23 protein-coding genes and 1 pseudogene are annotated in these 23,223 nt (G+C 61.0%); 9 read left to right on the top strand and 15 right to left on the bottom strand.

What is annotated here, in order from left to right:
• Positions 1–73: 73 nt before the first annotated feature.
• The 10 genes and pseudogenes from thrC to ffh form a co-directional block, all read right to left on the bottom strand.
• A complete protein-coding gene (gene thrC / locus BLU46_RS10375) occupies positions 74–1,483 on the bottom strand; it encodes a threonine synthase (protein WP_003209579.1) in 1,410 nt (469 codons plus the stop codon).
• Positions 1,484–1,550: 67 nt separating this feature from the next.
• Positions 1,551–2,855: a homoserine dehydrogenase gene (locus tag BLU46_RS10380; RefSeq protein ID WP_003209580.1), complete on the bottom strand. Its 1,305-nt coding sequence runs from the start codon at positions 2,853–2,855 to the stop codon at positions 1,551–1,553.
• Positions 2,856–2,981: 126 nt separating this feature from the next.
• Positions 2,982–3,713 (bottom strand): bifunctional protein-disulfide isomerase/oxidoreductase DsbC, encoded by a 732-nt coding sequence (gene dsbC / locus BLU46_RS10385; RefSeq protein WP_063032964.1) that lies wholly within the window; start codon positions 3,711–3,713, stop codon positions 2,982–2,984.
• A 154-nt stretch (positions 3,714–3,867) separates the two neighbouring features.
• Positions 3,868–4,764 carry a site-specific tyrosine recombinase XerD gene (gene xerD / locus BLU46_RS10390; protein ID WP_017478700.1) on the bottom strand — a complete coding sequence of 299 codons (897 nt, stop codon included), beginning with the start codon at positions 4,762–4,764 and terminating at the stop codon, positions 3,868–3,870.
• A 236-nt stretch (positions 4,765–5,000) separates the two neighbouring features.
• Positions 5,001–5,413 (bottom strand): annotated as a pseudogene (locus tag BLU46_RS10395) (acyl-CoA thioesterase).
• Positions 5,414–5,497: 84 nt separating this feature from the next.
• The gene (gene rplS, locus BLU46_RS10400) at positions 5,498–5,848 is read right to left on the bottom strand and encodes a 50S ribosomal protein L19 (RefSeq protein WP_003175895.1); all 351 of its coding nucleotides are present in this window, start codon (positions 5,846–5,848) and stop codon (positions 5,498–5,500) included.
• Positions 5,849–5,893: 45 nt separating this feature from the next.
• On the bottom strand, positions 5,894–6,604 hold the full coding sequence (gene trmD / locus BLU46_RS10405) for a tRNA (guanosine(37)-N1)-methyltransferase TrmD (RefSeq protein WP_231988895.1): 711 nt from the start codon (positions 6,602–6,604) through the stop codon (positions 5,894–5,896).
• 43 nt (positions 6,605–6,647) lie between these two features.
• A complete protein-coding gene (gene rimM / locus BLU46_RS10410; RefSeq protein WP_010565276.1) occupies positions 6,648–7,184 on the bottom strand; it encodes a ribosome maturation factor RimM in 537 nt (178 codons plus the stop codon).
• 5 nt (positions 7,185–7,189) lie between these two features.
• The gene (gene rpsP / locus BLU46_RS10415; RefSeq protein WP_003209587.1) at positions 7,190–7,441 is read right to left on the bottom strand and encodes a 30S ribosomal protein S16; all 252 of its coding nucleotides are present in this window, start codon (positions 7,439–7,441) and stop codon (positions 7,190–7,192) included.
• Between the two features lie 250 nt (positions 7,442–7,691).
• Entirely contained in the window at positions 7,692–9,068 is a 1,377-nt protein-coding gene (gene ffh, locus BLU46_RS10420; RefSeq protein WP_003209589.1) for a signal recognition particle protein, read from the bottom strand.
• 234 nt (positions 9,069–9,302) lie between these two features.
• On the opposite strand from ffh, the gene BLU46_RS10425 reads away from it, so the two are divergent.
• The 3 genes from BLU46_RS10425 (at position 9,303) to BLU46_RS10435 (ending at position 12,898) form a co-directional block, all read left to right on the top strand.
• Positions 9,303–10,115, top strand: a complete 813-nt coding sequence (locus BLU46_RS10425) for a cytochrome C assembly family protein (RefSeq protein ID WP_026078135.1) — start codon at positions 9,303–9,305, stop codon at positions 10,113–10,115.
• A gap of 12 nt (positions 10,116–10,127) precedes the next feature.
• Positions 10,128–11,366: a transporter associated domain-containing protein gene (locus BLU46_RS10430; protein WP_063032966.1), complete on the top strand. Its 1,239-nt coding sequence runs from the start codon at positions 10,128–10,130 to the stop codon at positions 11,364–11,366.
• A 221-nt stretch (positions 11,367–11,587) separates the two neighbouring features.
• On the top strand, positions 11,588–12,898 hold the full coding sequence (locus tag BLU46_RS10435; RefSeq protein ID WP_008438242.1) for an MFS transporter: 1,311 nt from the start codon (positions 11,588–11,590) through the stop codon (positions 12,896–12,898).
• An 89-nt stretch (positions 12,899–12,987) separates the two neighbouring features.
• On the opposite strand, the gene purT is transcribed toward BLU46_RS10435, so the two are convergent.
• The 5 genes from purT to BLU46_RS10460 form a co-directional block, all read right to left on the bottom strand.
• The gene (gene purT, locus BLU46_RS10440) at positions 12,988–14,169 is read right to left on the bottom strand and encodes a formate-dependent phosphoribosylglycinamide formyltransferase (protein ID WP_026078133.1); all 1,182 of its coding nucleotides are present in this window, start codon (positions 14,167–14,169) and stop codon (positions 12,988–12,990) included.
• 69 nt (positions 14,170–14,238) lie between these two features.
• The gene (locus tag BLU46_RS10445) at positions 14,239–14,706 is read right to left on the bottom strand and encodes a hypothetical protein (protein WP_003209599.1); all 468 of its coding nucleotides are present in this window, start codon (positions 14,704–14,706) and stop codon (positions 14,239–14,241) included.
• 164 nt (positions 14,707–14,870) lie between these two features.
• Entirely contained in the window at positions 14,871–15,086 is a 216-nt protein-coding gene (locus BLU46_RS10450; RefSeq protein ID WP_063032968.1) for a DUF1289 domain-containing protein, read from the bottom strand.
• Positions 15,083–15,607, bottom strand: coding sequence for a gamma carbonic anhydrase family protein (locus BLU46_RS10455; protein ID WP_093201283.1), 525 nt, complete (start codon positions 15,605–15,607; stop codon positions 15,083–15,085). The genes BLU46_RS10450 and BLU46_RS10455 overlap by 4 nt, the downstream gene beginning before the upstream one ends.
• 39 nt (positions 15,608–15,646) lie before the next feature.
• Positions 15,647–16,249: a CoA pyrophosphatase gene (locus tag BLU46_RS10460; RefSeq protein WP_003209605.1), complete on the bottom strand. Its 603-nt coding sequence runs from the start codon at positions 16,247–16,249 to the stop codon at positions 15,647–15,649.
• Positions 16,250–16,395: 146 nt separating this feature from the next.
• Here BLU46_RS10460 and BLU46_RS10465 point away from each other — a divergent pair, with 146 nt between their 5' ends.
• The 6 genes from BLU46_RS10465 (at position 16,396) to ptsP (ending at position 23,177) form a co-directional block, all read left to right on the top strand.
• Positions 16,396–16,944: an NUDIX hydrolase gene (locus tag BLU46_RS10465; protein ID WP_093201287.1), complete on the top strand. Its 549-nt coding sequence runs from the start codon at positions 16,396–16,398 to the stop codon at positions 16,942–16,944.
• Positions 16,945–16,986: 42 nt separating this feature from the next.
• On the top strand, positions 16,987–17,490 hold the full coding sequence (locus BLU46_RS10470) for a L,D-transpeptidase family protein (RefSeq protein ID WP_003209608.1): 504 nt from the start codon (positions 16,987–16,989) through the stop codon (positions 17,488–17,490).
• Between the two features lie 264 nt (positions 17,491–17,754).
• The gene (locus BLU46_RS10475) at positions 17,755–18,513 is read left to right on the top strand and encodes a GntR family transcriptional regulator (protein WP_003209609.1); all 759 of its coding nucleotides are present in this window, start codon (positions 17,755–17,757) and stop codon (positions 18,511–18,513) included.
• Positions 18,514–18,523: 10 nt separating this feature from the next.
• Positions 18,524–19,630 carry an N-acetylglucosamine-6-phosphate deacetylase gene (nagA, locus tag BLU46_RS10480; protein ID WP_093201292.1) on the top strand — a complete coding sequence of 369 codons (1,107 nt, stop codon included), beginning with the start codon at positions 18,524–18,526 and terminating at the stop codon, positions 19,628–19,630.
• A complete protein-coding gene (locus BLU46_RS10485; RefSeq protein ID WP_093201296.1) occupies positions 19,611–20,633 on the top strand; it encodes an SIS domain-containing protein in 1,023 nt (340 codons plus the stop codon). The genes nagA and BLU46_RS10485 overlap by 20 nt, the downstream gene beginning before the upstream one ends.
• Before the next feature lie 36 nt (positions 20,634–20,669).
• Positions 20,670–23,177: a phosphoenolpyruvate--protein phosphotransferase gene (ptsP, locus tag BLU46_RS10490; protein WP_093201301.1), complete on the top strand. Its 2,508-nt coding sequence runs from the start codon at positions 20,670–20,672 to the stop codon at positions 23,175–23,177.
• The last annotated feature ends 46 nt before the right edge of the window (positions 23,178–23,223 follow it).

The following is a 23,223-nucleotide window of genomic DNA, read 5'->3' on the forward strand; positions in this document are numbered from 1 at the left end:
CGCAAGTATGGCTCGCCAGAATGAAAAAGCCCGTCACGAAGACGGGCTTGAGCTACCACGTAAAGCCGTTGGATCAGAGTGGCTTGCCGCGATTGCCATGCTGGCTGACAAACGCCTGCACCGCTTTCAGGTCATTGGCCAATACCGTGCAACGCTCTTCACGCTCAAACAGGTCGGTGAGGTGCGGCGGCAATTCCAGTGCCTTGCCAACACCCGCCTTCTCCACCGCTTCCGGGAATTTGACCGGGTGCGCAGTGCCGAGAATTACCATCGGGATGTCCAGGCTGCGACGGCATTCGCGCGCGGCCTTGACGCCAATGGCGGTGTGCGGGTCCAGCAGCTCGCCGGTCTGGGCGTAGACTTCGGCAATGGTCTCGCAGGTTTCTGCATCATCCACGGCCAGGGAGTCGAACAGCTTGCGGGTTTCGGTCCAGCGCTCTTGCTCGACGCTGAAACCGCCACCTTGCTTGAAGCTGTCCATCAGGCCAGCCAGGGCAGCGCCGTTGCGACCGTGCATGTCGAACAGCAAGCGTTCGAAGTTCGATGACACCATGATGTCCATCGACGGCGACAGCGTGGCGTGCAGCGTTTCCTTGACGTACTGGTTGCCACTCATGAAGCGGTGCAGGATGTCGTTGCGGTTGGTGGCGACGATCAACTGGTTGATCGGCAGGCCCATGTTGCGCGCCAGGTAACCGGCGAAGATGTCGCCGAAGTTGCCGGTTGGCACCGAGAACGACACCGAACGCGCCGGGCCGCCCAACTGCAGGGACGCATGGAAGTAGTAGACGATCTGGGCCATGATCCGCGCCCAGTTGATCGAGTTTACCGCCACCAGGCGCGTGCCCTTGAGGAAGCTCTGGTCGGCGAAGCTGGCCTTGACCATTTCCTGGCAGTCATCGAAGTTGCCTTCGATGGCGATGTTGTGGATGTTCTCACCGAAGATCGTGGTCATCTGCCGACGCTGCACTTCCGACACGCGGTTGTGCGGGTGCAGGATGAAGATGTCGACGTTTTCGCAGTGCTTGCAACCTTCGATCGCCGCCGAGCCGGTATCACCGGAAGTGGCGCCGATGATCACCACGCGCTCGCCGCGTTTTTCCAACACGTAGTCCAACAGGCGACCCAGCAGTTGCAGGGCGAAATCCTTGAACGCCAGGGTCGGGCCGTGGAACAGTTCCAGGACCCATTCGTTGCCGTTCAGTTGGCGCAACGGGGCGATGGCGCTGTGGGAAAACACGCCGTAGGTTTCTTCCAGGATCTTCTTGAAATCCGCATCCGGGATGCTGCCGGTGACGAACGGGCGCATGACCCGGAACGCCAGCTCGTGGTACGGCAGGCCGGCCCAGGACGCGATTTCTTCCTGGGTGAAGCGTGGCAGGTTTTCCGGCACATACAGGCCGCCGTCAGTGGCCAGACCGGCCAGCAAAACGTCTTCGAAATTCAGGGCCGGTGCCTGGCCGCGGGTGCTGATATAACGCATGACTGGCTCCTCTAGAGCATGCTTGAACAAGGGCCGCCGAACGCGTGGGGCCCTTGCCGCAAAACGATTAGTTCAGGTGTTCGACGCGAATCCGCACCACCGGCCCAACCACACCCTGCAACGCTTCAAGCGCGGCGATGGCATCGTTGATGTGCTGTTCCAGCACACGGTGGGTCAGCAGGATCATGGGCACCAGGCCGTCTTGTTCTTCGACTTCCTTCTGCATGATCGATTCAATGTTGATGCCGCGCTCCGACAGGATGCTGGCGACCTGAGCGAGCACGCCCGGATGATCCTTGGCCTGGATGCGCAGGTAGTAGGCACTTTCGCAGGCTTCGATCGGCAGGATCGGGTGGGCCGACAGCGAGTCCGGCTGGAAAGCCAGGTGCGGTACGCGGTTTTCCGGGTCGCTGGTCATGGCGCGAACCACGTCCACCAGATCGGCGATCACCGACGAAGCCGTGGGCTCCATGCCGGCGCCGGCGCCGTAGAACAGGGTCGAACCGGCAGCATCACCGTTGACCATCACGGCGTTCATCACGCCATTGACGTTGGCGATCAGGCGGTCGGCCGGGATCAGCGTCGGGTGCACACGCAGCTCGATACCGGCCGGGGTGCTGCGCGCCACACCGAGGTGCTTGATGCGGTAGCCCAGGGCTTCGGCGTAGTTCACGTCGGCGGTGGTCAGCTTGGTGATGCCTTCGGTGTAGGCCTTGTCGAACTGCAGCGGGATACCAAAGGCGATGGACGCCAGGATCGTCAGCTTGTGGGCAGCGTCGATGCCTTCGACGTCGAAGGTCGGATCGGCTTCGGCGTAACCCAGGGCCTGGGCTTCGGCCAGCACGTCTTCGAAGGTACGGCCCTTCTCGCGCATTTCGGTGAGGATGAAGTTACCGGTGCCGTTGATGATGCCGGCTACCCAATTGATGCGGTTGGCGGACAGGCCTTCACGGATCGCCTTGATCACCGGGATACCACCGGCAACCGCAGCTTCGAACGCTACGATCACGCCCTTCTCGCGGGCCTTGGCGAAGATCTCGTTGCCGTGTACGGCGATCAGCGCCTTGTTGGCGGTGACCACGTGCTTGCCGTTCTCGATCGCCTTGAGCACCAGCTCGCGGGCCACGGTGTAACCGCCCACCAGTTCGATGACGATATCGATTTCAGGGTTGGTGGCGACTTCGAAGACATCGTTGGTAATCGCAATACCGGTCGTTTGGAACTGAGGCTTTGGCGTACGCGTGGCAATTTGTGCCACTTCAATCCCACGCCCTGCACGGCGGGAAATTTCCTCAGCGTTACGCTGAAGTACGTTGAAGGTGCCGCCACCGACGGTCCCTAACCCACAGATGCCTACTTTGACCGGTTTCACTGAAGAACTCCCCATGAAACGGCCGACTCAAGGTCGGCCGTGAAAACAGCCGCACAACTGCGGCTCTCTATTAATGACCCGCCGAACTGTCGGCGAGTCATGATCGTCAAGGCTCGACGATTTTGCTTACTTTGCGTTGAGTGCCAGTTTGGCAACTTGCGGCGCCGGCTGGTAGCCCGGAATCACCTGACCGTCAGCCAAAACGATGGCCGGCGTGCCGCTCACACCAATCGACTGGCCGAGGGCGAACTGCTTGGAAACCGGGTTGGCGCACTTGGCGGCCTTGATTTCCTTGCCATCGACCATCTTGTCCATGGCGGCTTTCTTGTCGGCCGAACACCAGACGGCTTGCAACTGCTCGTCACCCGGCGAACCCAGGCCTTGGCGCGGGAACGCCACGTAGCGCACTTCAACGCCGAGCTTGTTCAGCTCAGGCACTTCGGCGTGCAGCTTGTGGCAATACGGGCAGGTGGTGTCGGTAAAGACGGTGATGTGAGTCTTGGTTTCGCCAATGGCCGGGTAAACCACGGTTTCAGCCACCGGAATGCCGTTGATCAGCTTGGACACGCCCAGGCGTTCGGCTTTCTCGGTGAGGTTCACCGGCTTGCCGTCTTTCAACTGGAACAGGTAGCCCTGGACGATGTACTGGCCATCGGCGCTGGCGTACAGCACGCGGCTGCCCTTGAGCTTGACTTCATACAGGCCGGCCATCGGGCTGGCACTGATGCTTTCAATCGGGGTATCGAGTTGGAGGGCCTCCAGACTCTTGCGGATAGTCTTTTCTGCGGCGTCATCGGCGACGGCAAAGGTGGAGACCAACGCAATGGCTGCGATGGCGAAAATCTGGGTCAAGCGCATGGGAACTCCTGAAGGCAGATGCAGGGACGGGAGCAGGAACACCGATCTTCAAACACGGGTTTGGGCCGTCCCCTTTGCGAACCGGCAAAGCCTACCACAGTTGGGCCGCAGGGCAGCCAGTCGCGGGGAAATTGGGCTTTTTCCGAAGGGTTTTTCATCCACGGGGATGGTGCTTGGCGTGCATCTCCTGCAAACGCGCCCGGGCCACGTGGGTGTAGATCTGGGTGGTGGATAAGTCGCTGTGGCCCAAGAGCATTTGAACCACGCGCAAATCCGCGCCGTGGTTGAGCAGATGCGTGGCGAAGGCGTGACGCAGGGTGTGGGGCGACAGCGACTTGCCGATCCCTGCGACCTTGGCCTGGTGCTTGATGCGATGCCAGAAGGTCTGGCGGGTCATCTGTTCGCCACGCTGGCTGGGGAACAGCACGTCGCTGGGCCGACCGTTGAGCAACTCGCTGCGGGCGTCGCGCATGTAGCGTTCGACCCACACAATCGCCTCTTCGCCCATGGGCACCAGGCGCTCCTTGCTGCCCTTGCCCATCACCCGCAATACGCCCTGGCGCAGATTGACCTGTTCCAGGGTCAGGCTGATCAGCTCGGTGACGCGCAGGCCGCAGGCATAGAGCACTTCCAGCATGGCGCGGTCGCGCTGGCCGATGGCCTCGCTCAGGTCTGGGGCTGCGAGCAGGGCTTCGACGTCGGCTTCCGACAGGGATTTGGGCAATGGCCGGCCCAACTGTGGCATGTCGATTTGCAGGGTTGGGTCGACAGCGATCAGCTTTTCCCGCAACAGGTAGCGATAAAAGCCACGTACACCGGACAGAAAACGCGCGGTAGAACGAGGTTTGTAGTTTTGCTCCAGACGCCAGGACAAATGGTCAAGGATCAGCTCGCGACCGGCGTTGAGCAGTTCGAGGTTTTTCTCCTGCAGCCAGCCATTGAACAACGCCAGGTCACTGCGGTAAGCCTGGCGGGTGTTGTCTGACAGGCCTTTTTCCAGCCATAGGGCATCGAGGAAGCGGTCTATCTGGGGATGGTCAATGGCGGGCATGAGGGCTCAGGCTGGGAAAGTGGCGGTGTCGGGTAGATCCTATCGCAGCACAGGCATCTACACATCAATGAAGGCGGGCAAATAATCTGTGGCGAGGGAGCTTGCTCCCGCTGGGGCGCGAAGCGGCCCTGACTGACCATGAGGCCCAACAGAGAGACTTCTATTGCAGGTTTCAGGGGCGCTGCGCAGCCCAACGGGAGCAAGCTCCCTCGCCACAAAAGCGACTCGACTCAGGATCAGTCGGCAAACCCTGGCAGCACGGGCACCGGTCGTTTGTCAGTATCAATCGCGACAAACTGAACACACCCTGGATGGCCTTTTCTCGTCCGTCAGCGCTCATGCTTTCGACAAATACTTCCACCTGGACCTTGAGGCTGGTGTTACCCACCTTGATCACGCGACCGATCAGTTCAACGATGGAGCCCGCCGGTATCGCGTGATTGAAATCGATACGGTCGGTGGAGACCGTCACAAGCGGCAAGCGGCAGAAACGCGTAGCCGTAATGAACGACACTTCGTCCATCCATGCCAGTGCGGTACCGCCGAACAGGGTGTTGTGGTGGTTGGTAGTCGGTGGGAAAACGGCTTTGGTCACATGGGTAACGGAAAGGTCAGTACGACGCTGAATTTCTTCGAGGCGGGTAGTCATGAATAGATACCGGGGAAAAAGACAAATTTCAGGCAACAAAAAAGCAGCCCGTAGGCTGCTTTTTTCTGCATCGGGAAGCTGGACTTAAGCCAGTTTTTCCTTGATGCGAGCTGCTTTACCGGACAGGTCACGCAGGTAGTACAGCTTGGCTTTACGTACGTCACCGCGACGTTTAACGGCCATGCTGTCGATTTGCGGGCTGTAGGTCTGGAAAGTACGCTCTACGCCAACACCGTTGGAGATTTTACGAACAGTGAAAGCACTGTTCACACCACGGTTACGCTTGGCAATTACCACGCCTTCGAACGCTTGCAGACGCGAACGGTCGCCTTCCTTCACTTTCACCTGAACGACAATGGTGTCGCCCGGGGCAAAGGTAGGGATCTCTTTGGTCATCTGCTCTGCTTCGAGTGCAAGGATGATTTTGTTAGTCATGCTGTGCTCCTAAGGTAAGTCGTCGGACCTACCATCGATACGTTGTTAACTATCGTCCCGCCCGAGGATGTATTCCTCGAGCAGCTTCTTCTCTTCTCCAGAAAGCGAGCGGCTTTCCAGAAGATCGGCGCGTCGTTCATAGGTCCGCCCGAGGGACTGCTGTAAACGCCAACGCCGGATGTGTGCGTGATTGCCACTTAGCAATACGTCGGGAACACGCTGATCCGCATACACCTCCGGTCGGGTGTAGTGCGGGCAATCCAGCAAACCATCCGTGAAGGAATCTTCCTCCGCGGAGTCCGCATGCCCTAAAGCTCCAGGCAGCAGTCGTGTAACCGCATCTATCAGGACCATCGCCGGCAGCTCGCCGCCAGACAGGACATAGTCCCCAATCGACCACTCTTCATCGACATGAGCTTCAATAAACCGCTCGTCAATGCCTTCATAGCGACCGGCAATCAGGATTAATGCTTCCAGATTCGCCAACTCGCGTACCGCCGACTGATTCAGCTGACGGCCTTGAGGGGACAGGTAAATTACCTTCGCCTTCTCCCCGGCGGCTGCCTTGGCCTGAACCAACGCGTCTTCCAGGGGCTTGATCTTCATCACCATGCCCGGGCCACCGCCAAATGGGCGGTCGTCCACAGTGTGATGTCGATCTGTCGTGTAGTCTCGCGGGTTCCAACAGGTGAGCTGCAAGAGCCCCTGTTTCACCGCCCGACTGGTGATGCCGTACTCGCTGATGGCGGAAAACATCTCGGGAAACAAACTGATCACTTCAACGCGCAGGTTAGCCACGTTAGAAGTCCGCGTCCCATTCCACCTTCATCTCGCCCGCTGCCAGGTCGACGGCCAACACGCATTGCTCTGTATAGGGCAACAGGCGTTCACGATCATCCAGGCTGCCAGCGCAAGGCTTGACCACCATTACATCATTGGCGCCGGTTTCCAGAAGATGATCGATTTTCCCGAGCAATTGCCCGAGTTGATCAATAACCTTCAGACCTTCCAGCTGGTACCAGTAGTACTCGCCGTCGGTCAATTCAGGGAACAGGTTGCGCGGCACGCAGATCTCATAACCGGCCAGAAGACGAGCTTCTTCACGATCATCAAGACCCTTGAGCTTTGCGACCAGGAACTTGTCGTTCCCGCGTCCACTGACCAGCTCTACCTGTTTCACACTACCTTCGCGCTTGAGCGTCCAGGTCTTGTACTGCAACAGGTTTTCAGTCGGATCAGTAAAGGAATACACCTTCACTTCGCCGCGAACGCCATGAACAGAATAAATCTTGCCGATAACGATCAAATCATCAGCAACCGCTGGCGTCGCGTTCATATTGCTCAGGCCGCAGCCTTAGATGCATCCTTCAACAACTGAGCAACGCGCTCAGAAGGTTGTGCACCAACGCTCAGCCAGTAGGCTACGCGCTCTTGGTTCACGGACAGACGGACTTCTTGACCACGAGCGATCGGGTTGAAGAAGCCAACTTGTTCCTTGTGAGAGCCGTCACGTGGGTTGCGGCTGTCAGTTACGGTCAAGTGGTAAAACGGGCGCTTTTTGGAGCCGCCAAGGGCAAGACGGATTGTTAGCATGTGAACATCGTTCCTGTAGTCGGTGCTGCAAATCTAAATGCACAGCGGGCATAGGTGCCCGAAAGGCCGCATATTCTAAGGAATATCCGGACTTTTGCAAATGTCTTTTTCTGGCGCCTATCAGCGTGCCATTCAGATCTGCTATAGAGCCGTCGGTTAAAACGGCAAGTCAGCTCCCGCCAATGGCGGGTTTGCTGGAGATCCCACATCCGTGTGGGTCGGAGCAGAAGCGAACTTCTGCTCGAATTCTTTACATTTTCGGCATGCCGCCGCCGGGCAACATACCGCCCATGCCGCGCATCATCTTGGCCATTCCGCCTTTTGCGGAGAATTTCTTCATCATCTTCTGCATCTGCTTGTGCTGCTTGATCAAGCGACCGATGTCCTGCACCTGGGTGCCGGAACCCATGGCGATCCGACGTTTGCGCGAACCGCTGATCAGCTCAGGGTCGCGGCGCTCGGCCGGGGTCATGGAATTGATGATGGCTTCCATCTGCTTGAATTGCTTCTCTGCCGCGCCCTGGGCATTGCCCATTTGCGCCAGGTTCACGCCGCCGATGTTCGGCAGCTTGTCCATCAGGCCGCCGAGGCCGCCCATGTTTTTCATCTGTTGCAGCTGGTCGCGGAAGTCTTCGAGGTCGAAGCCCTTGCCCTTCTTCAGCTTTTTAGCAAGTTTGTCGGCCTTGTCCTTGTCGAGGGTCGCTTCCGCTTGCTCGATCAGGCTGAGCACGTCGCCCATGCCGAGGATACGCGAGGCGATCCGCTCAGGGTGGAACGGCTCGAGCGCTTCGCTCTTCTCGCCCATACCAATGAACTTGATCGGCTTGCCGGTAATCGCACGCACCGACAAGGCGGCACCGCCTCGAGCGTCGCCGTCGACCTTGGTCAGGATCACACCGGTCAGCGGCAGCGCATCACCAAAGGCCTTGGCGGTGTTGGCCGCATCCTGGCCGGTCATGGCGTCGACCACGAACAGAGTCTCTACCGGGTTGATCGCGGCATGCAGCGCCTTGATCTCGCCCATCATCTCTTCATCGATGTGCAGGCGACCGGCGGTATCGACGATGACCACGTCGATGAATTTCAGCTTGGCTTCTTTAATAGCCGCCTGGGCGATATCGACCGGCTTCTGGCTCAGGTCGGACGGGAAGAAGGTCACACCCACTTCGCCCGCGAGCATTTCCAGCTGTTTGATCGCGGCCGGACGGTAAACGTCCGCAGACACCACCATCACCGACTTCTTCTTGCGCTCTTTAAGGAAGCGCGCCAGTTTGCCGGCGGTGGTGGTTTTACCCGCACCTTGCAGGCCAGCCATCAGCACAACGGCTGGCGGCACGGCGCTGAGGTTCAAATCTTCGTTGGCCGCGCCCATCAGGCTTTCGAGTTCGGCCTGGACGATCTTCACAAAGGCCTGGCCCGGGGTCAGGCTGCGGGACACTTCAGTGCCGACCGCGCGCTCTTTGACCGAGTTGACGAAGTCCTTCACCACCGGCAAGGCGACGTCGGCTTCCAGCAACGCCATGCGCACTTCACGCAGGGTGTCTTTAATATTGTCCTCGGTCAGCTTGGCCTTGCCGGTGACATGGCGCAGCGTCTGCGAGAGACGGTCAGTCAGATTTTCAAACATGCGCGATCCTTTCAGGCCCTATTCATCGAAATGCATTGTTAGACCGAGGTAATGGCGGCCCAGGCTGTGGTAAATCGCTATTAAAAACAGCGCTCGGCGAGCCTGCGGCGTGGGCAGGTCGCGGATTATAGCGAAGACTGCCGCCATGCACACCCGCTGTCTGGCCTGAGAGTCTTTCGTGTTACGCAGGTGTATGCCAAACTCAGCGCCTTTCGGGCCTGCTTAACAGGATTTATGCTCCCTTTGTCACCCAGTTTGCTACCCAGCCTCGCCGCCGCCATCTTGTATGCCGCTGCGACCCTTTATCAGGGCACTCGTCTGGCCCAAGGCGCCAAGGCCGACAAACGCCTGTTGGTAGGCCTTGGCGTCCTTGCCCTGCTCGCCCACGCGGCCAGCCTGTTCACACACTTGATGACGCCGGTCGGCCTGGGCCTGGATTTTTTCAGCGCCGCCAGCCTGATTGCCGCCGCAGTGATCGCACTGACCCTGATGGCCTGCTACAGGATCCCGGTGGAGAACCTGCTGGTGCTGCTGTTCCCGCTCGGGGTGCTGACGGTGCTGCTGGCGCAATTCACGCCGACCGGCACCGTGCAGGTCATTGATGAAGAGCCGGGCATCCTCGCCCACATCCTGCTGTCGATCCTCGCCTACGGCATGTTCACCATCGCGGTGTTCCAGGCCTTGTTGCTACTGCTGCAAGACCACCAGCTCAAGCACAAGCACCCGTCCGGGCTGATCAAGAACTTCCCACCGTTGCAAACCATGGAAAGCCTGCTGTTCGGCTTCCTCTGGGCCGGCTGGACGCTGCTGTCGCTGTCGCTGATCTCCGGCTGGCTGTTCGTCGAGAACCTGTTCGCCCAGCATCTGGTGCACAAGACCCTGCTGGCGTGCCTGGCCTGGGTGGTGTTCAGCGTGCTGCTGTGGGGCCGCAACCGCCTCGGCTGGCGCGGGCACAAGGCGATCCGCTGGACCCTGGCCGGTTTCTGCCTGCTGATGCTGGCCTATTTCGGCAGCAAGCTGGTTCGCGAATACATCCTGCATATCTGACGGGCAGCCGACATGGACAACTTGCCCTTAGGGCCGATGCTTGCGGTAGTAGCCTTGCTGGTTTTATGGTCGGCGCTGTTTACCGCCATCGAAGCCGCCCAGCAACATTTGCTGGCCCTGCGACCTGGCACCCGCCAGGGTGACAAAGCCGCCGCCCGCCTGAATTTCCCGCGCAATAGCCTGATCCTCTGCAACACCTTGTGCCGCGCCGTGGTGGTGATTCTCTGCACCCTGCTGGCGATCTACGCGTGGGCGGAAAACGGCCCATGGCTCGGCTGGGTGATCTCCAGTGCGGTCCTGCTGGTGCTGGCCGACTATCTGCCCCGCGCCCTGGCCACTCGCCACCCGCAAACCATCCTCGGTTTCGGCAATACGTTGCTGAGCGTTCCGTTGAAAATCCTTTATCCGCTGGCTTGGCTGCTCAATGGCGTCAGCCTGTTGCTGCTGCGCCCATTTGCCCGCAAACCTGGCGTGGTCAAGAAGAGCGACGAGCCGCAGCCGGATCAGGACGACGAGCCGGAAGCCGAAATCCCCAACACCCGCGCACCGGGCATGCCAGGCATTCATGCCCTGGACAACATCACCGTGAATGACATCCTGGTGCCCCGCAGCGAAGTGGACGGCATCAACCTGGATGACTCGGTAGAGGAAATCATCGAGCAACTGCGGGTTTCCACGCGTACCCGGCTGCCGGTGTTCCACAGCGACATCAACCAGGTCGAAGCGGTGCTCAACACCCGGCAGATCCGCCACCTGCTACCGGACGCCAGCCTGACCAAGGAAGCGCTGCTGGAGGCCTGTCACGAGCCCTACTTCGTCCCGGAAAGCACACCGCTGCAACTGCAATTGCTGAACTTCCACAAGCAGCAGCGCCGCCTGGGCATGGTGGTGGATGAATATGGCGAAGTGCTGGGCATCGTGACCCTGGAAGACATTCTTGAAGAAATCGTCGGTGAGTTCGAAAACGAGCAGCATCTCGACAACCCGCACATCCAGCCCCAACTGGATGGCCGCTACGTGATCGACGGCGCCGCCTCGATTCGCGACCTGAACAAAACCCTCGGCTGGCACCTGCCCAGCGACGGCCCCAAGACCCTCAACGGCCTGGTCACCGAAGCACTGGAGACCATCCCGGATTGCGCCGTGTGCCTGAAAATCGGCCGCTATCGCCTGGAAATCCTCGAGACCGAGGACAACCGCGTCGCCAAGGTGCTGATCTGGCACACCAGCACAGTGCCGGTCGCCGCTTAAGCCCCTTGTTGGATCCGCAAACCCCTTCCTATAATCGGGCGGCTTACCCAAGCCCCGCCCGACCGCGTGCTACCCGCACTGAGCGCGTCCAGGCATCGTTTTACCGTGTCTGACCGGTGTTTGCTCCCATCCCGAGCCGCCCCGCGCACAACCCTGATCCATGGGTGTTCGACCAATAATAATCCGCGTCCAAACGCGCAATGACCGTCAGGGATACCTCAATGAGCACCACCTATAACGAGACGGCGACCGCCGCCCCGACCAATTCGACGGCCCGGGTCGCCACCGCGAGCATCATCGGCACCGCCATCGAGTTCTACGACTTCTATATCTATGCGACTGCCGCTGCCCTGGTGATCGGCCCGGTGTTCTTCCCGCAAACCTCCGGCACGGCGCAGATGCTTGCCTCGTTCCTGACCTTCGGTATCGCGTTTATCGCGCGGCCACTGGGTTCGGCGCTGTTTGGCCACTTTGGTGACCGGATTGGCCGTAAATCGACGTTGGTGGCGTCCCTGCTGCTGATGGGCGTGTGCACCACGCTGATTGGTTTGCTGCCCGGTTATGACAGCATCGGAGCCTGGGCGCCGATCCTGCTCTGCGTGCTGCGCTTTGGCCAAGGCCTCGGGCTTGGCGGCGAATGGGGCGGCGCGGCGTTGCTGGCGACCGAGAACGCACCGAAGGGCAAACGCGCCTGGTTCGGCATGTTCCCGCAACTGGGGCCATCGATAGGGTTCTTGGCAGCCAACGGGCTGTTCCTGATCCTGGCCATGAGCCTGAGCGACGAGCAATTCCGCAGCTGGGGCTGGCGCATTCCGTTCATCCTCAGCGCAGCGCTGGTGATGGTGGGTCTGTATGCGCGGCTCAAACTGCACGAAACGCCGGTGTTCGCGAACGCCGTAGCCAAGGAAGCTCCGGTGAAAGTGCCGCTGGTGGAACTGTTCAGTCAGCATTGGCTGCCGGTACTGCTGGGCGCGGCGTCGATGGTGGTGTGTTATGCGCTGTTCTATATCACCACGGCGTTTTCCCTGAGCTACGGCGTGTCCACGCTGGGCTATAGCCGTGAAACCTTCCTCGGGCTGCTGTGCTTCGCCGTGCTGTTCATGGGCGCGGCGACGCCGCTGGCGGCGTGGGCAAGCGACCGTTACGGGCGTAAGCCGGTGCTGATTGTGGGGGCGATTCTGACCATCCTCTCCGGCTTCACCATGGAACCGTTGCTCACCCACGGTTCAACCTGGGCCGTGGCATTGTTCCTGGCGCTGGAGCTGTTTTTGATGGGCGTGACGTTCGCCCCGATGGGCGCGATGCTGCCGGAACTGTTCCCGACCCGCGTGCGTTATACCGGTGCTTCGGCGGCGTATAACCTGGGCGGGATCGTGGGCGCATCGGCGGCACCGTTCTTCGCGACCAAACTGGTGGCGATGGGCGGTTTGAGTTATGTCGGCGGGTATGTGTCGGCGGCAGCGGTGATCAGCTTGATTGCTGTGCTGTGCCTGAAAGAGACGCGCAATAACGATTTGAATCGCGTTAGCTGATAAACCGCCATCGCGGGCAAGCCCGGCTCCCACATTTGGAATGCATTTCCCTGTGGGAGCCGGGCTTGCCCGCGATGGGCGCGACTCGATTACAGCTCTACAACAACCGCTTTCGAAGCACGGGTCGCTTTAGCCCGGGCAGCCTCAATCGACTCATCCCGCGCCAACGCCACGCCCATACGACGCTGACCGTTCACTTCCGGCTTGCCGAACAAACGCAACGCCGTATCCGGCTCGCTCAACGCAGCCCCCAGGTTGGCAAACGCCGTCTGGGTCGACTTGCCTTCCACCAGAATCACCGCCGAAGCCGAAGGCCCGAATTGACGGATCAACGGAATCGGCAGGCCGAGAATTGCCCGCGCATGCAGGGCGAACTGCGACAAGTCCTGGGAAATCAGGGTTACCAGGCCAGTGTCATGGGGGCGCGGCGACACTTCGCTGAACCAAACCTGATCGCCTTTGATAAACAGCTCGACGCCAAACAGACCACGACCACCCAATGCTTCGGTTACCGCCTTGGCAACGCGCTCGGATTCCGCCAGCGCAATCGGGCTCATGGCCTGTGGCTGCCAGGATTCCTGGTAGTCGCCCTTCTCCTGACGGTGACCGACAGGCGCGCAGAAGGTGGTGCCGCCAATGTGGCGCACGGTAAGCAGGGTGATTTCGTAGTCGAAGTCGATAAAGCCTTCGATGATCACGCGGCCCTTGCCGGCACGCCCGCCTTCCTGGGCGTAGTCCCAGGCTTTCTGCACGTCATCGGCACTGCGCAACAGGCTCTGGCCTTTGCCCGACGAACTCATCACCGGCTTGACCACGCACGGGAAGCCCAGGTCGGTGACGGCCTTGCTGTAGTCCTCGAAGGTGTCAGCGAAGTGGTACGGCGAGGTCGGCAGGTCCAGCTCTTCAGCGGCCAGGCGACGGATGCCCTCGCGGTTCATGGTCAGCAAGGTCGCGCGGGCGGTCGGGATCACGTTGAAGCCTTCGGCTTCCAGCTCAACCAGGGTCGCGGTGGCGATCGCTTCGATTTCCGGCACGATGAAGTGCGGCTTTTCGGCTTCGATCACGGCACGCAGGGCGGCGCCATCGAGCATGTTGATCACATGACTACGATGGGCAACCTGCATGGCCGGTGCGTTGGCGTAGCGATCCACGGCAATCACTTCAACGCCCAGGCGTTGCAGTTCGATTACCACTTCCTTGCCCAGCTCACCGCAGCCACACAGCATTACGCGGGTCGCGGTTGGCGACAATGGAGTTCCGATTCGGGTCATCTCAGGTCCTCAGGGGAGCGGATCATGTGGAGAAAGGCCGGCATTTTACATGAACTGTAAGGATTGGCTTCAGTTGGCGACGCGCTGCCGGCGCAAACGCCAGGCCATGGCCAGCCACACCACGGTGACGCCGGCGAACTTCGAGACCAGGGCAGTGCCGGCCACGGCAGGCGTGAGCGCGCCGATCAGGCCGAAAAAGATGAAGGTATCGAGGGGAATGCTGAGCGCCGAACTGATCCACAGGCGGTCGTGGAGCGGGCGCTTGGTGATGCTGAACACCAGCCAGTCAATGCATTCGGACACCGCGAACGCCGTGGCACTGGCCAGGGCGATGGACGGATCGGAGGTGATATAGGACAGCACCAGCGCCGCCAGCATGGCAATGATCGCGCCATGGCCGAAGCGGGTTTGCACCATGTCCCGCAGGACAAATACCAAGCCGCCCCAGGCAGACCAGATGACATCCAGGTGCGGAGCGGTGGAAAAGGCAAAGTTGATCAGCACGACGCTGCTGATGTAGGCGATCAGGAAGAACATGGGGCTAGGGACCTGTGAACAAGGGGCACAGGGTACTTCACATTTGGAAATATGTCGTCTGGGCAGGCCCTTTCGCGAGCAAGCCCGCTCCCACATTTTGAACGCATTCCTCCAAGATAAACGCAATCAAATGTGGGAGCGGGCTTGCTCGCGAAAACGGTCTATCAGGCGCCGGACTTCCCCGGAATCATCCACATGAGCCCACTCGCCTTCGCCCGCTCATGGCACAACCCCAGCACCACCCGGCGCTCGGCGTTGTCCATGCGACTCCAGCGGGTAATCTCTTCCACCGTGCGCTGGCATCCCGTGCAGATATCATCGTCATCCAGCGCGCAAATGCTCACGCAAGGCGACGCTACCGGCCGTTCAGATACGGTCATTCTTCCTGCTCAACCAGATCACGGGCATAACGCTGGGCGTTATGCACATAGTGCGCAGCGCTGGCCTCGAGCATTTTCTTCTGCACGTCGGTCAGCTCCCGCACCACTTTGCCCGGCGAGCCCACCACCAGCGAACCATCGGGAATCTCCTTGCCTTCGCCAATCAGCGAATTGGCGCCGATGATGCAGTGTTTGCCTATCTTCGCCCCGTTAAGAATCACCGCGTTGATGCCGATCAGGCTGTAATCGTCGACGGTGCAGCCATGCAACATGGCGTTATGGCCGATGGTCACGCCGGTGCCGAGGGTCAGCGGGTAACCCATGTCGGTGTGCATCACGCTGCCGTCCTGCACGTTGCTGTTCTTGCCGATCAGGATCAGTTCGTTGTCGCCGCGCAACACCGCGTTGAACCAGACGTTGGCGCCCTCTTCCAGCTTGACCTTGCCCACCAGCGTGGCATTGGGGGCCACCCAACTGTTGGGATGGGTTTCGACTCGGGCGTCGCCCAGGCGGTATTTCATAGGTGGATCCTCACGGCAGAAACGATGGCCATCTGGCTCTTAGGTATTGATGAAGCTTTTCGGCGGCCGATGCAGGCTGATGTCGGCATCGTCATAGAGCAAATTGATCAGCTCGACGATCATGATCGCCGTCAGGCCCCAGATCTTGTATTCGCCAAACCGGTAACTGGGCACGTACCAACTGCGGCCCTGGTAATCGATACGGTGGGTGTGTTCGCGGGGATCCTGGCGAAAAAACTCCAGGGGCACGCTGAACACAGCGGCGATCTCGGCGTCATTGGCCAGGTATTCAACGTAATCAGGGATAACGCCTACATAAGGCGTGACACGGATACCGTGCAGGGAAATCAGCGGGCTCAATGGGCCGATGACTTCCACCAGGCCCGGCGGCAGGCCGATTTCTTCTTCGGCTTCTCGCAGCGCGGTGAATATCAGGTCCGGGTCTTCCGGGTCGCGGCGCCCGCCAGGGAACGCCACTTCGCCGCCATGGGTCGACAGCCCGCTGGCGCGCAAGGTCAGGATCAGCTCGGGTTCGTCACTGCGGGTGATCGGCACCAGTACCGCCGCTTCCGGGAACCGACCGTCGGTCTCCAGCGTGTGGGGCGTATGATTGCTTACCCGGCGAAGTAGCTCGTCCAGCATGAGTCATCTCGGTCTGTTGGCTACCTTGCATCATGCACCAAACCGTGCGCACGCCCAACCCCAAAACCCTGGCCATGTCGCTAAACGACAACTTGCAGGCCATACCCGGTCACGCCAAGATAGGCGCACTCTCCAGGAACCCCAGCATGAACTTCTGCAGCCAGTGCGGTAAACCGGTCACCCAGCGCATTCCCGAAGGCGACGCACGCCTGCGTTATGTCTGCGATCACTGTCAGACCATTCACTACCAGAACCCCAATATCGTCGCCGGCACCGTGCCGGTGTGGGGCGCCCAGGTGCTGCTGTGCCGCCGCGCCATCGAGCCGCGCCTGGGTTTCTGGACCCTGCCTGCAGGTTTTATGGAGAACGGCGAGACCGTCGAACAGGCCGCCATGCGCGAAACCATGGAAGAAGCCTGCGCCCGGGTGCGCAACCTGAGCATCTATACCCTGATCGACGTGCCGCACATCAGCCAGGTGCACATCTTCTACCGTGCCGAACTGATCGACCTGGACTTTGCCGCAGGCCCCGAAAGCCTGGAAGTGCGCTTATTCGATGAAGCCGACATCCCTTGGTCCGAGCTGGCTTTCCGCACGGTCGGGCGTACCTTAGAATGCTTTTTTGCTGACCGCCGGCAACAGTCGTATCCGGTGCGCAGCGAGTCGGTGCCGCCGCTGACCCAGTTGGCCAAATAACAATCCAGGTGGCACGTAGTCTTTTCAGGGGATACCGTTTTAATGCGTTGGTTGCTTGCTCTGATCTGCCTGTCGTTTGCCACGCTGTCGCCAGCCTCCACCCAAGTGATCCTGGGGGGCAAACCCGTCGAAAAAATCCTGGTGCTCAAGTCCGCCCATCAGTTGCAACTGATCAACGACGGCAAGCCCCTCAGGACCTACCGCATTTCCCTGGGCAAGAACCCCAAGGGCACCAAGCTGATGGAAGGCGACCGCCGAACCCCGGAAGGCTTCTACTGGATCGACTGGCGCAAGACCAGCGACCGCTTCAACCTGGCCATGCACATTTCCTACCCCAACATCAGCGACTCCGCCCGCGCCCGCCGCGAAGGGGTCAAGCCCGGCAGCATGATCATGATCCACGGCACCCCCGACGCCGAGGACTACCCCGAAGAGCTGTTCCACACCCTGGACTGGACCGACGGCTGCATCGGCATGCGCAATGTCGACATGCGCGAAGTCTGGAACCTGGTCAAGGACGGCACGATGATCGAGATTCGTCCGTAATTTTTCCGCCGCTCGTAAAATAATTCAAAAAAAATTCCTGCCCCGCGCAGCGCTTGCCGGTGAATACCAGTTCACCCCGGCAAGCTGCGCGCTTCTGCCCGACAGAAAGACCTCTCTAATACCACTTGAACTGGCGCACTATTAAGGCGCCCGTAAACGCTCGCCTGCACCGTTTTCGCTGCATTGACATGGTATTTAAGTGGTATTAGCTTGCGATCACTACCGGGCGACAACACTCCAATAACCGCATCGGAAACCGACACGATGAACCCCATCCTGGCCCTGCGCCCCGACGATAAACAATCGACGCCGCTGTACCTGCAACTGGCCCGTAACCTTGAAGCCGCGATTCATGCCGGCCAATGGAAATCCGAGCAGGCATTGCCGTCGGAACGCGCCCTCAGCGAGCAACTGAGCATTTCCCGAGTGACCGCCCGCAAGGCGCTGGAAGTACTCTTCGAACAAGGCCTGATCCGTCGCAGCCAAGGCTCCGGAACCTTCATCACTCCGCGCCTTGAACAGCCGTTGTCGCGCCTCTCGGGCTTCAGCGAAATGCTCCGTCTCAAGGGCTTTGTGCCGACGTCCCAGTGGCTCGAGCGCGACATCACCCCGCCGACCCATGAAGAGCTGATCCGCCTGGGCCTGTCGCCGAGTGACAAGGTCGCGCGCCTCAAGCGTTTGCGTAAGGCCGACGACACAGTGATGGCGATTGAAATGACCGCCATGCCCGCCTCCGTCCTCCCCCACCCGCAGGCCATCGGCAACTCGCTGTACGAATACCTGGAAAGCATCGGCAAGCCCATCGTGCGCGCCCTGCAACACATCCAGGCGATCAACGCCTCGGACGAGTTCGCAGCCCTGGTTGGCATCGCCCCCGGCACCGCCATGCTGCTGATGACCCGGGTGGGCTACACCGCCGACAACACCCCGATTGAAATCACCGACACCTATTGCCGCAACGACTACTACGACTTCGTCGCAGAACTGCGCCGCCACGACTATTCCGCTGAACTGCGAATTTAGAGAACTGCCCATGTCCGAAGACAACATTCTTACGCCCAACGGCTGGATTCGCGGCCGCCTGGTGCACCAGCACGGCAAGGTCACTGCCGTTGAAGGCAGCCCGTGCGACCCGGCAGACAACGACCTGCCGTATTTGCTGCCAGGCTTTATCGACCTGCATGTGCACGGCGGTGGCGGCAAAGACATCATGGAAGGCACCGACGCCTTCCACACCATCACTCGCACCCACGTGCGGTTTGGCACCACCTCGCTGCTGGCCACCACCATGACCGCGCCGGTGGACGAAATCACCCGTGTGCTCGGCGAGATCGGCACCTATTGCGAAAACCGCCCAACCGGCACCGCCCGTGTGCTCGGCGTGCACCTGGAAGGCCCCTACATCAATCCGGGAAAACTCGGCGCACAACCGAACTTCGCCCACACCGCCTTGATGGCCGAAGTCGAAGAATACCTGCGCCTGGCGCCGATCCGGGTGATCACCATTGCTCCGGAAATCGCCGGCCATGACGGACTGATCCGCGCCCTCAGCGAACGCGGCGTGCGCATGCAGATCGGACACACCCTGGGCAGCTACGAAGAAGGCGTCGCCGCCCTCGCCGCCGGCGCCACCAGCTTTACCCATTTGTATAACGCCATGAGCCCGCTGCATCACCGTGAGCCCGGCATCGTCGGCGCGGCCCTGGCCCACGCCAAATACGCTGAGCTGATTCCCGACCTGCTGCACGTGCACCCCGGCGCCATGCGCGTGGCCCTGCGTTCGATCCCGTGCCTGTACTGCGTCACCGATTCCACCGCCGCCGCCGGCATGCCCGACGGTGAATACAAGCTGGGCAGCCACACCGTGACCAAGTGCCTGGGCGGCGTACGCCTGGCCGATGGAACGCTGGCCGGCAGCACCCTGACCATGGACCAGGCACTGCGCAACCTGGTGAAGATCGGCCTGCCGATCAGCGAAGCCTCACAACGCCTGTCGCAATTTCCTGCGGACTACCTGGGCCTCGAAGAACGCGGTCGCCTGCAGCCCGGCAGCTTTGCCGACTGCGTGCGCCTGGACCGCTCCCTGCACCTCACCGACGTAGTGGTCGAAGGAGAAACCATTGACTTCAAAAATGCTTGAAGAGGCCCTGGCCTCCTGCGAGGCCGTCGAGGCTCAACTGCAACGCCTGGACCCATTGCTGGAGGAAGTCGCCGGCCGCCTGCGTCGCCAGCCGCCGCAAGTGGCAATGACCATTGCTCGCGGCAGCTCGGACCACGCCGCCAGTTACTTCGCCTACCTGACCATGCAACACCTGGGGATTCCGGTGGCGTCGTTGCCGATGTCGGTGGTGACCATGCTGCAATCGCCGCTCAAAGTCAGCGGGCAAGTGGCGTTCGGTTTCTCCCAGTCGGGGCAAAGCCCGGACCTGGTCAACAGCCTGCGCCTGCTGCGCAAGCGCGGCGCCTTGAGCATCTCGATGGTCAACGCCGAAGACTCACCGCTGGAAGCCGCCTGCGAATTCCACGTACCGCTGTGCGCCGGACCGGAACGCAGCGTCGCCGCCACCAAAAGCTTTATCGCCACCCTGAGCGCCAGCGCCCAATTGATCGGCCACTGGAATCAGGAAGACGAGTTACTTCAAGCCTGTAAGGCATTGCCCGAAGGCTTGCGTGAAGCCGCCAAGCAAGACTGGAGCGTGGCCATCGAAGCCCTGCGCGGCTGCCAGCAACTGATGGTGATCGGCCGTGGCGCCGGTTTTGCCATTGCCCAGGAAGCCGCGCTCAAGCTCAAGGAAACCTCGGCGATCCAGGCCGAAGCCTTCAGCAGCGCCGAAGTGCGCCATGGCCCGATGGCCCTGATCGATGACAACTACCCGCTGCTGGTCTTCGCCCCCCGTGGCGCCGAACAAGCCGGCCTGCTGAGCCTGGCCGCCGACATGCGCCAGCGCGGTGCCCGCGTGTTGCTGGCCGCTCCCGATGACATCGCCGAACGCGACCTGACCCTGAGCCGCGCCGAACACCCGGCCCTGGACCCGATCCTGGCGATCCAGAGTTTCTACGTGATGGCTGCCGGTTTGGCAGAGGCCCGGGGCATGGACCCGGACCAACCGCGTCACTTGAGCAAAGTGACCCGTACCCACTGAGTTGATTGCAGCGATTTCCTGATGAGTACCGTGCCCATGTCCCACAATAATAAAGACCTTACCCTCAGCGCTCCCCTCAGTGGGCCGGTGCTGACCCTGGGCAACGTTCCCGACGAAGTGTTCGCCAGTGGCGCCATGGGCGACGGCATTGCCATCGACCCGCTCAACGATTGCCTGCACGCGCCGTGCGACGGCGTGATCATCCACGTCGCCCGCACCGGGCACGCGCTGACCATTCGCGCCGATAACGGTGCCGAACTGCTGATGCACGTGGGCATCGACACAGTGGAATTGAATGGCGAAGGCTTTGCGCTGCTGGTCAAGCAAGGGGCGCGAGTCAGCAAGGGCCAGGCACTGGTGCAGTTTGATCTGGATCTGATTGCGCGGCAGTGCAAAAGCCTGGTCAGCCTGATCATCCTGACCAACAGCGAGTTGTTTGAGCTACGGCCGATCACCTTGAAAACAGTGAAGGTCGGCGAGCCGCTGCTGCATGTGGTTGCGCGGTTGGCCGGTGCGGCGAAAGTGATTGATGAGTCTGTCGCCGAAGCCAGCGCGACTATTCGCATCACCCATCGTGGCGGGTTGCACGCGCGCCCTGCCGCCTTGATCCGCAAGACCGCACAGGCATTCAGCAGCCAGTCGCAGCTGCATTTCGCCGGCAAGTCGGCCTCGTGCGACAGCTTGATCGGCTTGATGGGACTGGGGATTGGTGAGCAGGACGAGGTACAGGTCACTTGTCGCGGCAAGGATTGTGAAGCGGCGCTGCAAGCACTGATCGCCGCGCTGTCGGTGGCCGTCAGCGAAGAACATCACGCCCCAGTGGCCGCAGCCCCGCGACGCGAAAATACCGAAGCCGGGGTGCTGCAGGGCGTCTGCGCAGCACCGGGTTTGGTCTGCGGCCCGCTGTTCCGCCTGAACGGAATCGAGCTGCCGGCGGACCCGGGCAACAACGTGCCGGATGAACAATTGCAGCACCTGGACAGTGCCCTGGAACAGGTGCGCAGCGAAATCCGCCACACCCTGGACCAGGCCCGCCAGCGCAAGGATGTGGAAGAAGAAGAGATCTTCGCCGCCCACCTGGCATTGCTGGAAGACCCGACGCTGCTGGAAGCCGCCACCACCGCCATCGAACATGGCAGTGCCGCCACTCACGCCTGGCGCGATGCAATCCAGGCCCAATGCGCAGTGCTGCTCGCCCTTGGCAAACCACTGTTCGCCGAACGCGCCAACGACCTGCGGGACTTGCAACAACGCGTGCTGCGGGCGCTGCTGGGCGAGGCCTGGCACTTCGAGTTGCCGGCCGGCGCGATCGTCTCGGCCCATGAATTGACCCCGTCGGACCTGCTGCAACTGAGCAAGCAAAACGCCGCCGGCATCTGCATGGCCGAAGGCGGCGCGACTTCTCATGTGGCGATTCTGGCACGGGGCAAAGGCCTGCCGTGTGTGGTCGCGTTGGGCGAGCAAGTGCTGGAGGTGCCACAGGGTCAACGGGTGGTGCTGGACGCCGCCAACGGTCGACTGGAACTGACACCGGATGATGCACGCCACGCTCAGGTTCATCAGTTGCGCGATGCACAGAAACTGCGGCGCCAACAACAGCACGCGGAGGCTCAAGGCACTGCCAGCACTCAGGATGGCGTGCGAATTGAAGTGGCCGCGAATGTCGCCTCCAGCGCCGAAGCCCAGTTAGCCTTCGAGAATGGCGCCGATGGCGTCGGCCTGCTGCGTACCGAATTCCTCTTTGTTGATCGCCGCACTGCGCCTGACGAGCAAGAGCAGCGCCAGGCCTACCAGGCCGTGCTGGATGCCTTGGGTGACAAGTCCGTGATCATCCGCACCATCGACGTCGGCGGCGACAAGCAACTCGACTACCTGCCGCTGCCGTTCGAGACCAACCCGGTGCTGGGCCTGCGGGGCATTCGCATGGCGCAAGTGCGTCCGGAAGTGCTGGACCAGCAACTGCGTGCGCTGCTGCAAGTCTCGCCACTGGAACGCTGCCGGATCCTGCTGCCGATGGTCAGCGAAGTCGACGAACTGCTGCACATCCGCCAGCGCCTCGATGAACTGTGCGCCGAGCTGGAACTGACCCAGCGCCCGGAGCTGGGCGTGATGATCGAAGTCCCCGCCGCCGCGCTGATGGCTGAGCAACTGGCCGAGCACGCGGACTTTCTGTCCATCGGCACCAATGACCTGTCCCAGTACACCCTCGCCATGGACCGCGACCACGCCGGCCTCGCCGCCCGGGTCGATGCCATGCACCCGGCGCTGCTGCGGCTGATCGCCCAGACGTGCATCGGTGCGGCCAAGCATGGGCGCTGGGTCGGTGTGTGCGGGGCGTTGGCGTCCGACCCGCTGGCCACGCCGGTGCTGATCGGTCTGGGCATCAGCGAGCTGTCCGTCAGCCCGCCGCAAATCGGAGAAATCAAGGACCGTGTCCGTCACCTGGACGCCGCCCAATGCCGGCAACTGAGCCAAAGCCTGCTTAACCTGAGCAGCGCCAAAGCCGTTCGCCAAGCCTGTCAACACCACTGGCCGCTGAGCTGAAAACAACAAAAATAGGGAGACACGCCGTGTATCAACATTTTATCGA

It is taken from the genome of Pseudomonas yamanorum (genome assembly GCF_900105735.1).
GTDB classification, from domain to species: Bacteria; Pseudomonadota; Gammaproteobacteria; order Pseudomonadales; family Pseudomonadaceae; genus Aquipseudomonas; species Aquipseudomonas yamanorum.

Coding starts and splice junctions, on each gene's coding strand:
- BLU46_RS10425 (WP_026078135.1), top strand. CDS start 9,303: ATGCTCCCTTTGTCACCCAGTTTGCTACCCAGCCTCGCCGCCGCCATC.
- BLU46_RS10460 (WP_003209605.1), bottom strand. CDS start 16,249: ATGCTGGACGAGCTACTTCGCCGGGTAAGCAATCATACGCCCCACACG.
- ptsP (WP_093201301.1), top strand. CDS start 20,670: ATGTCCCACAATAATAAAGACCTTACCCTCAGCGCTCCCCTCAGTGGG.
- BLU46_RS10435 (WP_008438242.1), top strand. CDS start 11,588: ATGAGCACCACCTATAACGAGACGGCGACCGCCGCCCCGACCAATTCG.
- thrC (WP_003209579.1), bottom strand. CDS start 1,483: ATGCGTTATATCAGCACCCGCGGCCAGGCACCGGCCCTGAATTTCGAA.
- rimM (WP_010565276.1), bottom strand. CDS start 7,184: ATGAACGCGACGCCAGCGGTTGCTGATGATTTGATCGTTATCGGCAAG.
- BLU46_RS10470 (WP_003209608.1), top strand. CDS start 16,987: ATGCGTTGGTTGCTTGCTCTGATCTGCCTGTCGTTTGCCACGCTGTCG.
- BLU46_RS10445 (WP_003209599.1), bottom strand. CDS start 14,706: ATGTTCTTCCTGATCGCCTACATCAGCAGCGTCGTGCTGATCAACTTT.
- BLU46_RS10430 (WP_063032966.1), top strand. CDS start 10,128: ATGGACAACTTGCCCTTAGGGCCGATGCTTGCGGTAGTAGCCTTGCTG.
- BLU46_RS10465 (WP_093201287.1), top strand. CDS start 16,396: ATGAACTTCTGCAGCCAGTGCGGTAAACCGGTCACCCAGCGCATTCCC.
- nagA (WP_093201292.1), top strand. CDS start 18,524: ATGTCCGAAGACAACATTCTTACGCCCAACGGCTGGATTCGCGGCCGC.
- rpsP (WP_003209587.1), bottom strand. CDS start 7,441: ATGCTAACAATCCGTCTTGCCCTTGGCGGCTCCAAAAAGCGCCCGTTT.
- BLU46_RS10475 (WP_003209609.1), top strand. CDS start 17,755: ATGAACCCCATCCTGGCCCTGCGCCCCGACGATAAACAATCGACGCCG.
- purT (WP_026078133.1), bottom strand. CDS start 14,169: ATGACCCGAATCGGAACTCCATTGTCGCCAACCGCGACCCGCGTAATG.
- ffh (WP_003209589.1), bottom strand. CDS start 9,068: ATGTTTGAAAATCTGACTGACCGTCTCTCGCAGACGCTGCGCCATGTC.
- dsbC (WP_063032964.1), bottom strand. CDS start 3,713: ATGCGCTTGACCCAGATTTTCGCCATCGCAGCCATTGCGTTGGTCTCC.
- rplS (WP_003175895.1), bottom strand. CDS start 5,848: ATGACTAACAAAATCATCCTTGCACTCGAAGCAGAGCAGATGACCAAA.
- trmD (WP_231988895.1), bottom strand. CDS start 6,604: ATGTTTTCCGCCATCAGCGAGTACGGCATCACCAGTCGGGCGGTGAAA.
- xerD (WP_017478700.1), bottom strand. CDS start 4,764: ATGCCCGCCATTGACCATCCCCAGATAGACCGCTTCCTCGATGCCCTA.
- BLU46_RS10450 (WP_063032968.1), bottom strand. CDS start 15,086: ATGACCGTATCTGAACGGCCGGTAGCGTCGCCTTGCGTGAGCATTTGC.
- BLU46_RS10455 (WP_093201283.1), bottom strand. CDS start 15,607: ATGAAATACCGCCTGGGCGACGCCCGAGTCGAAACCCATCCCAACAGT.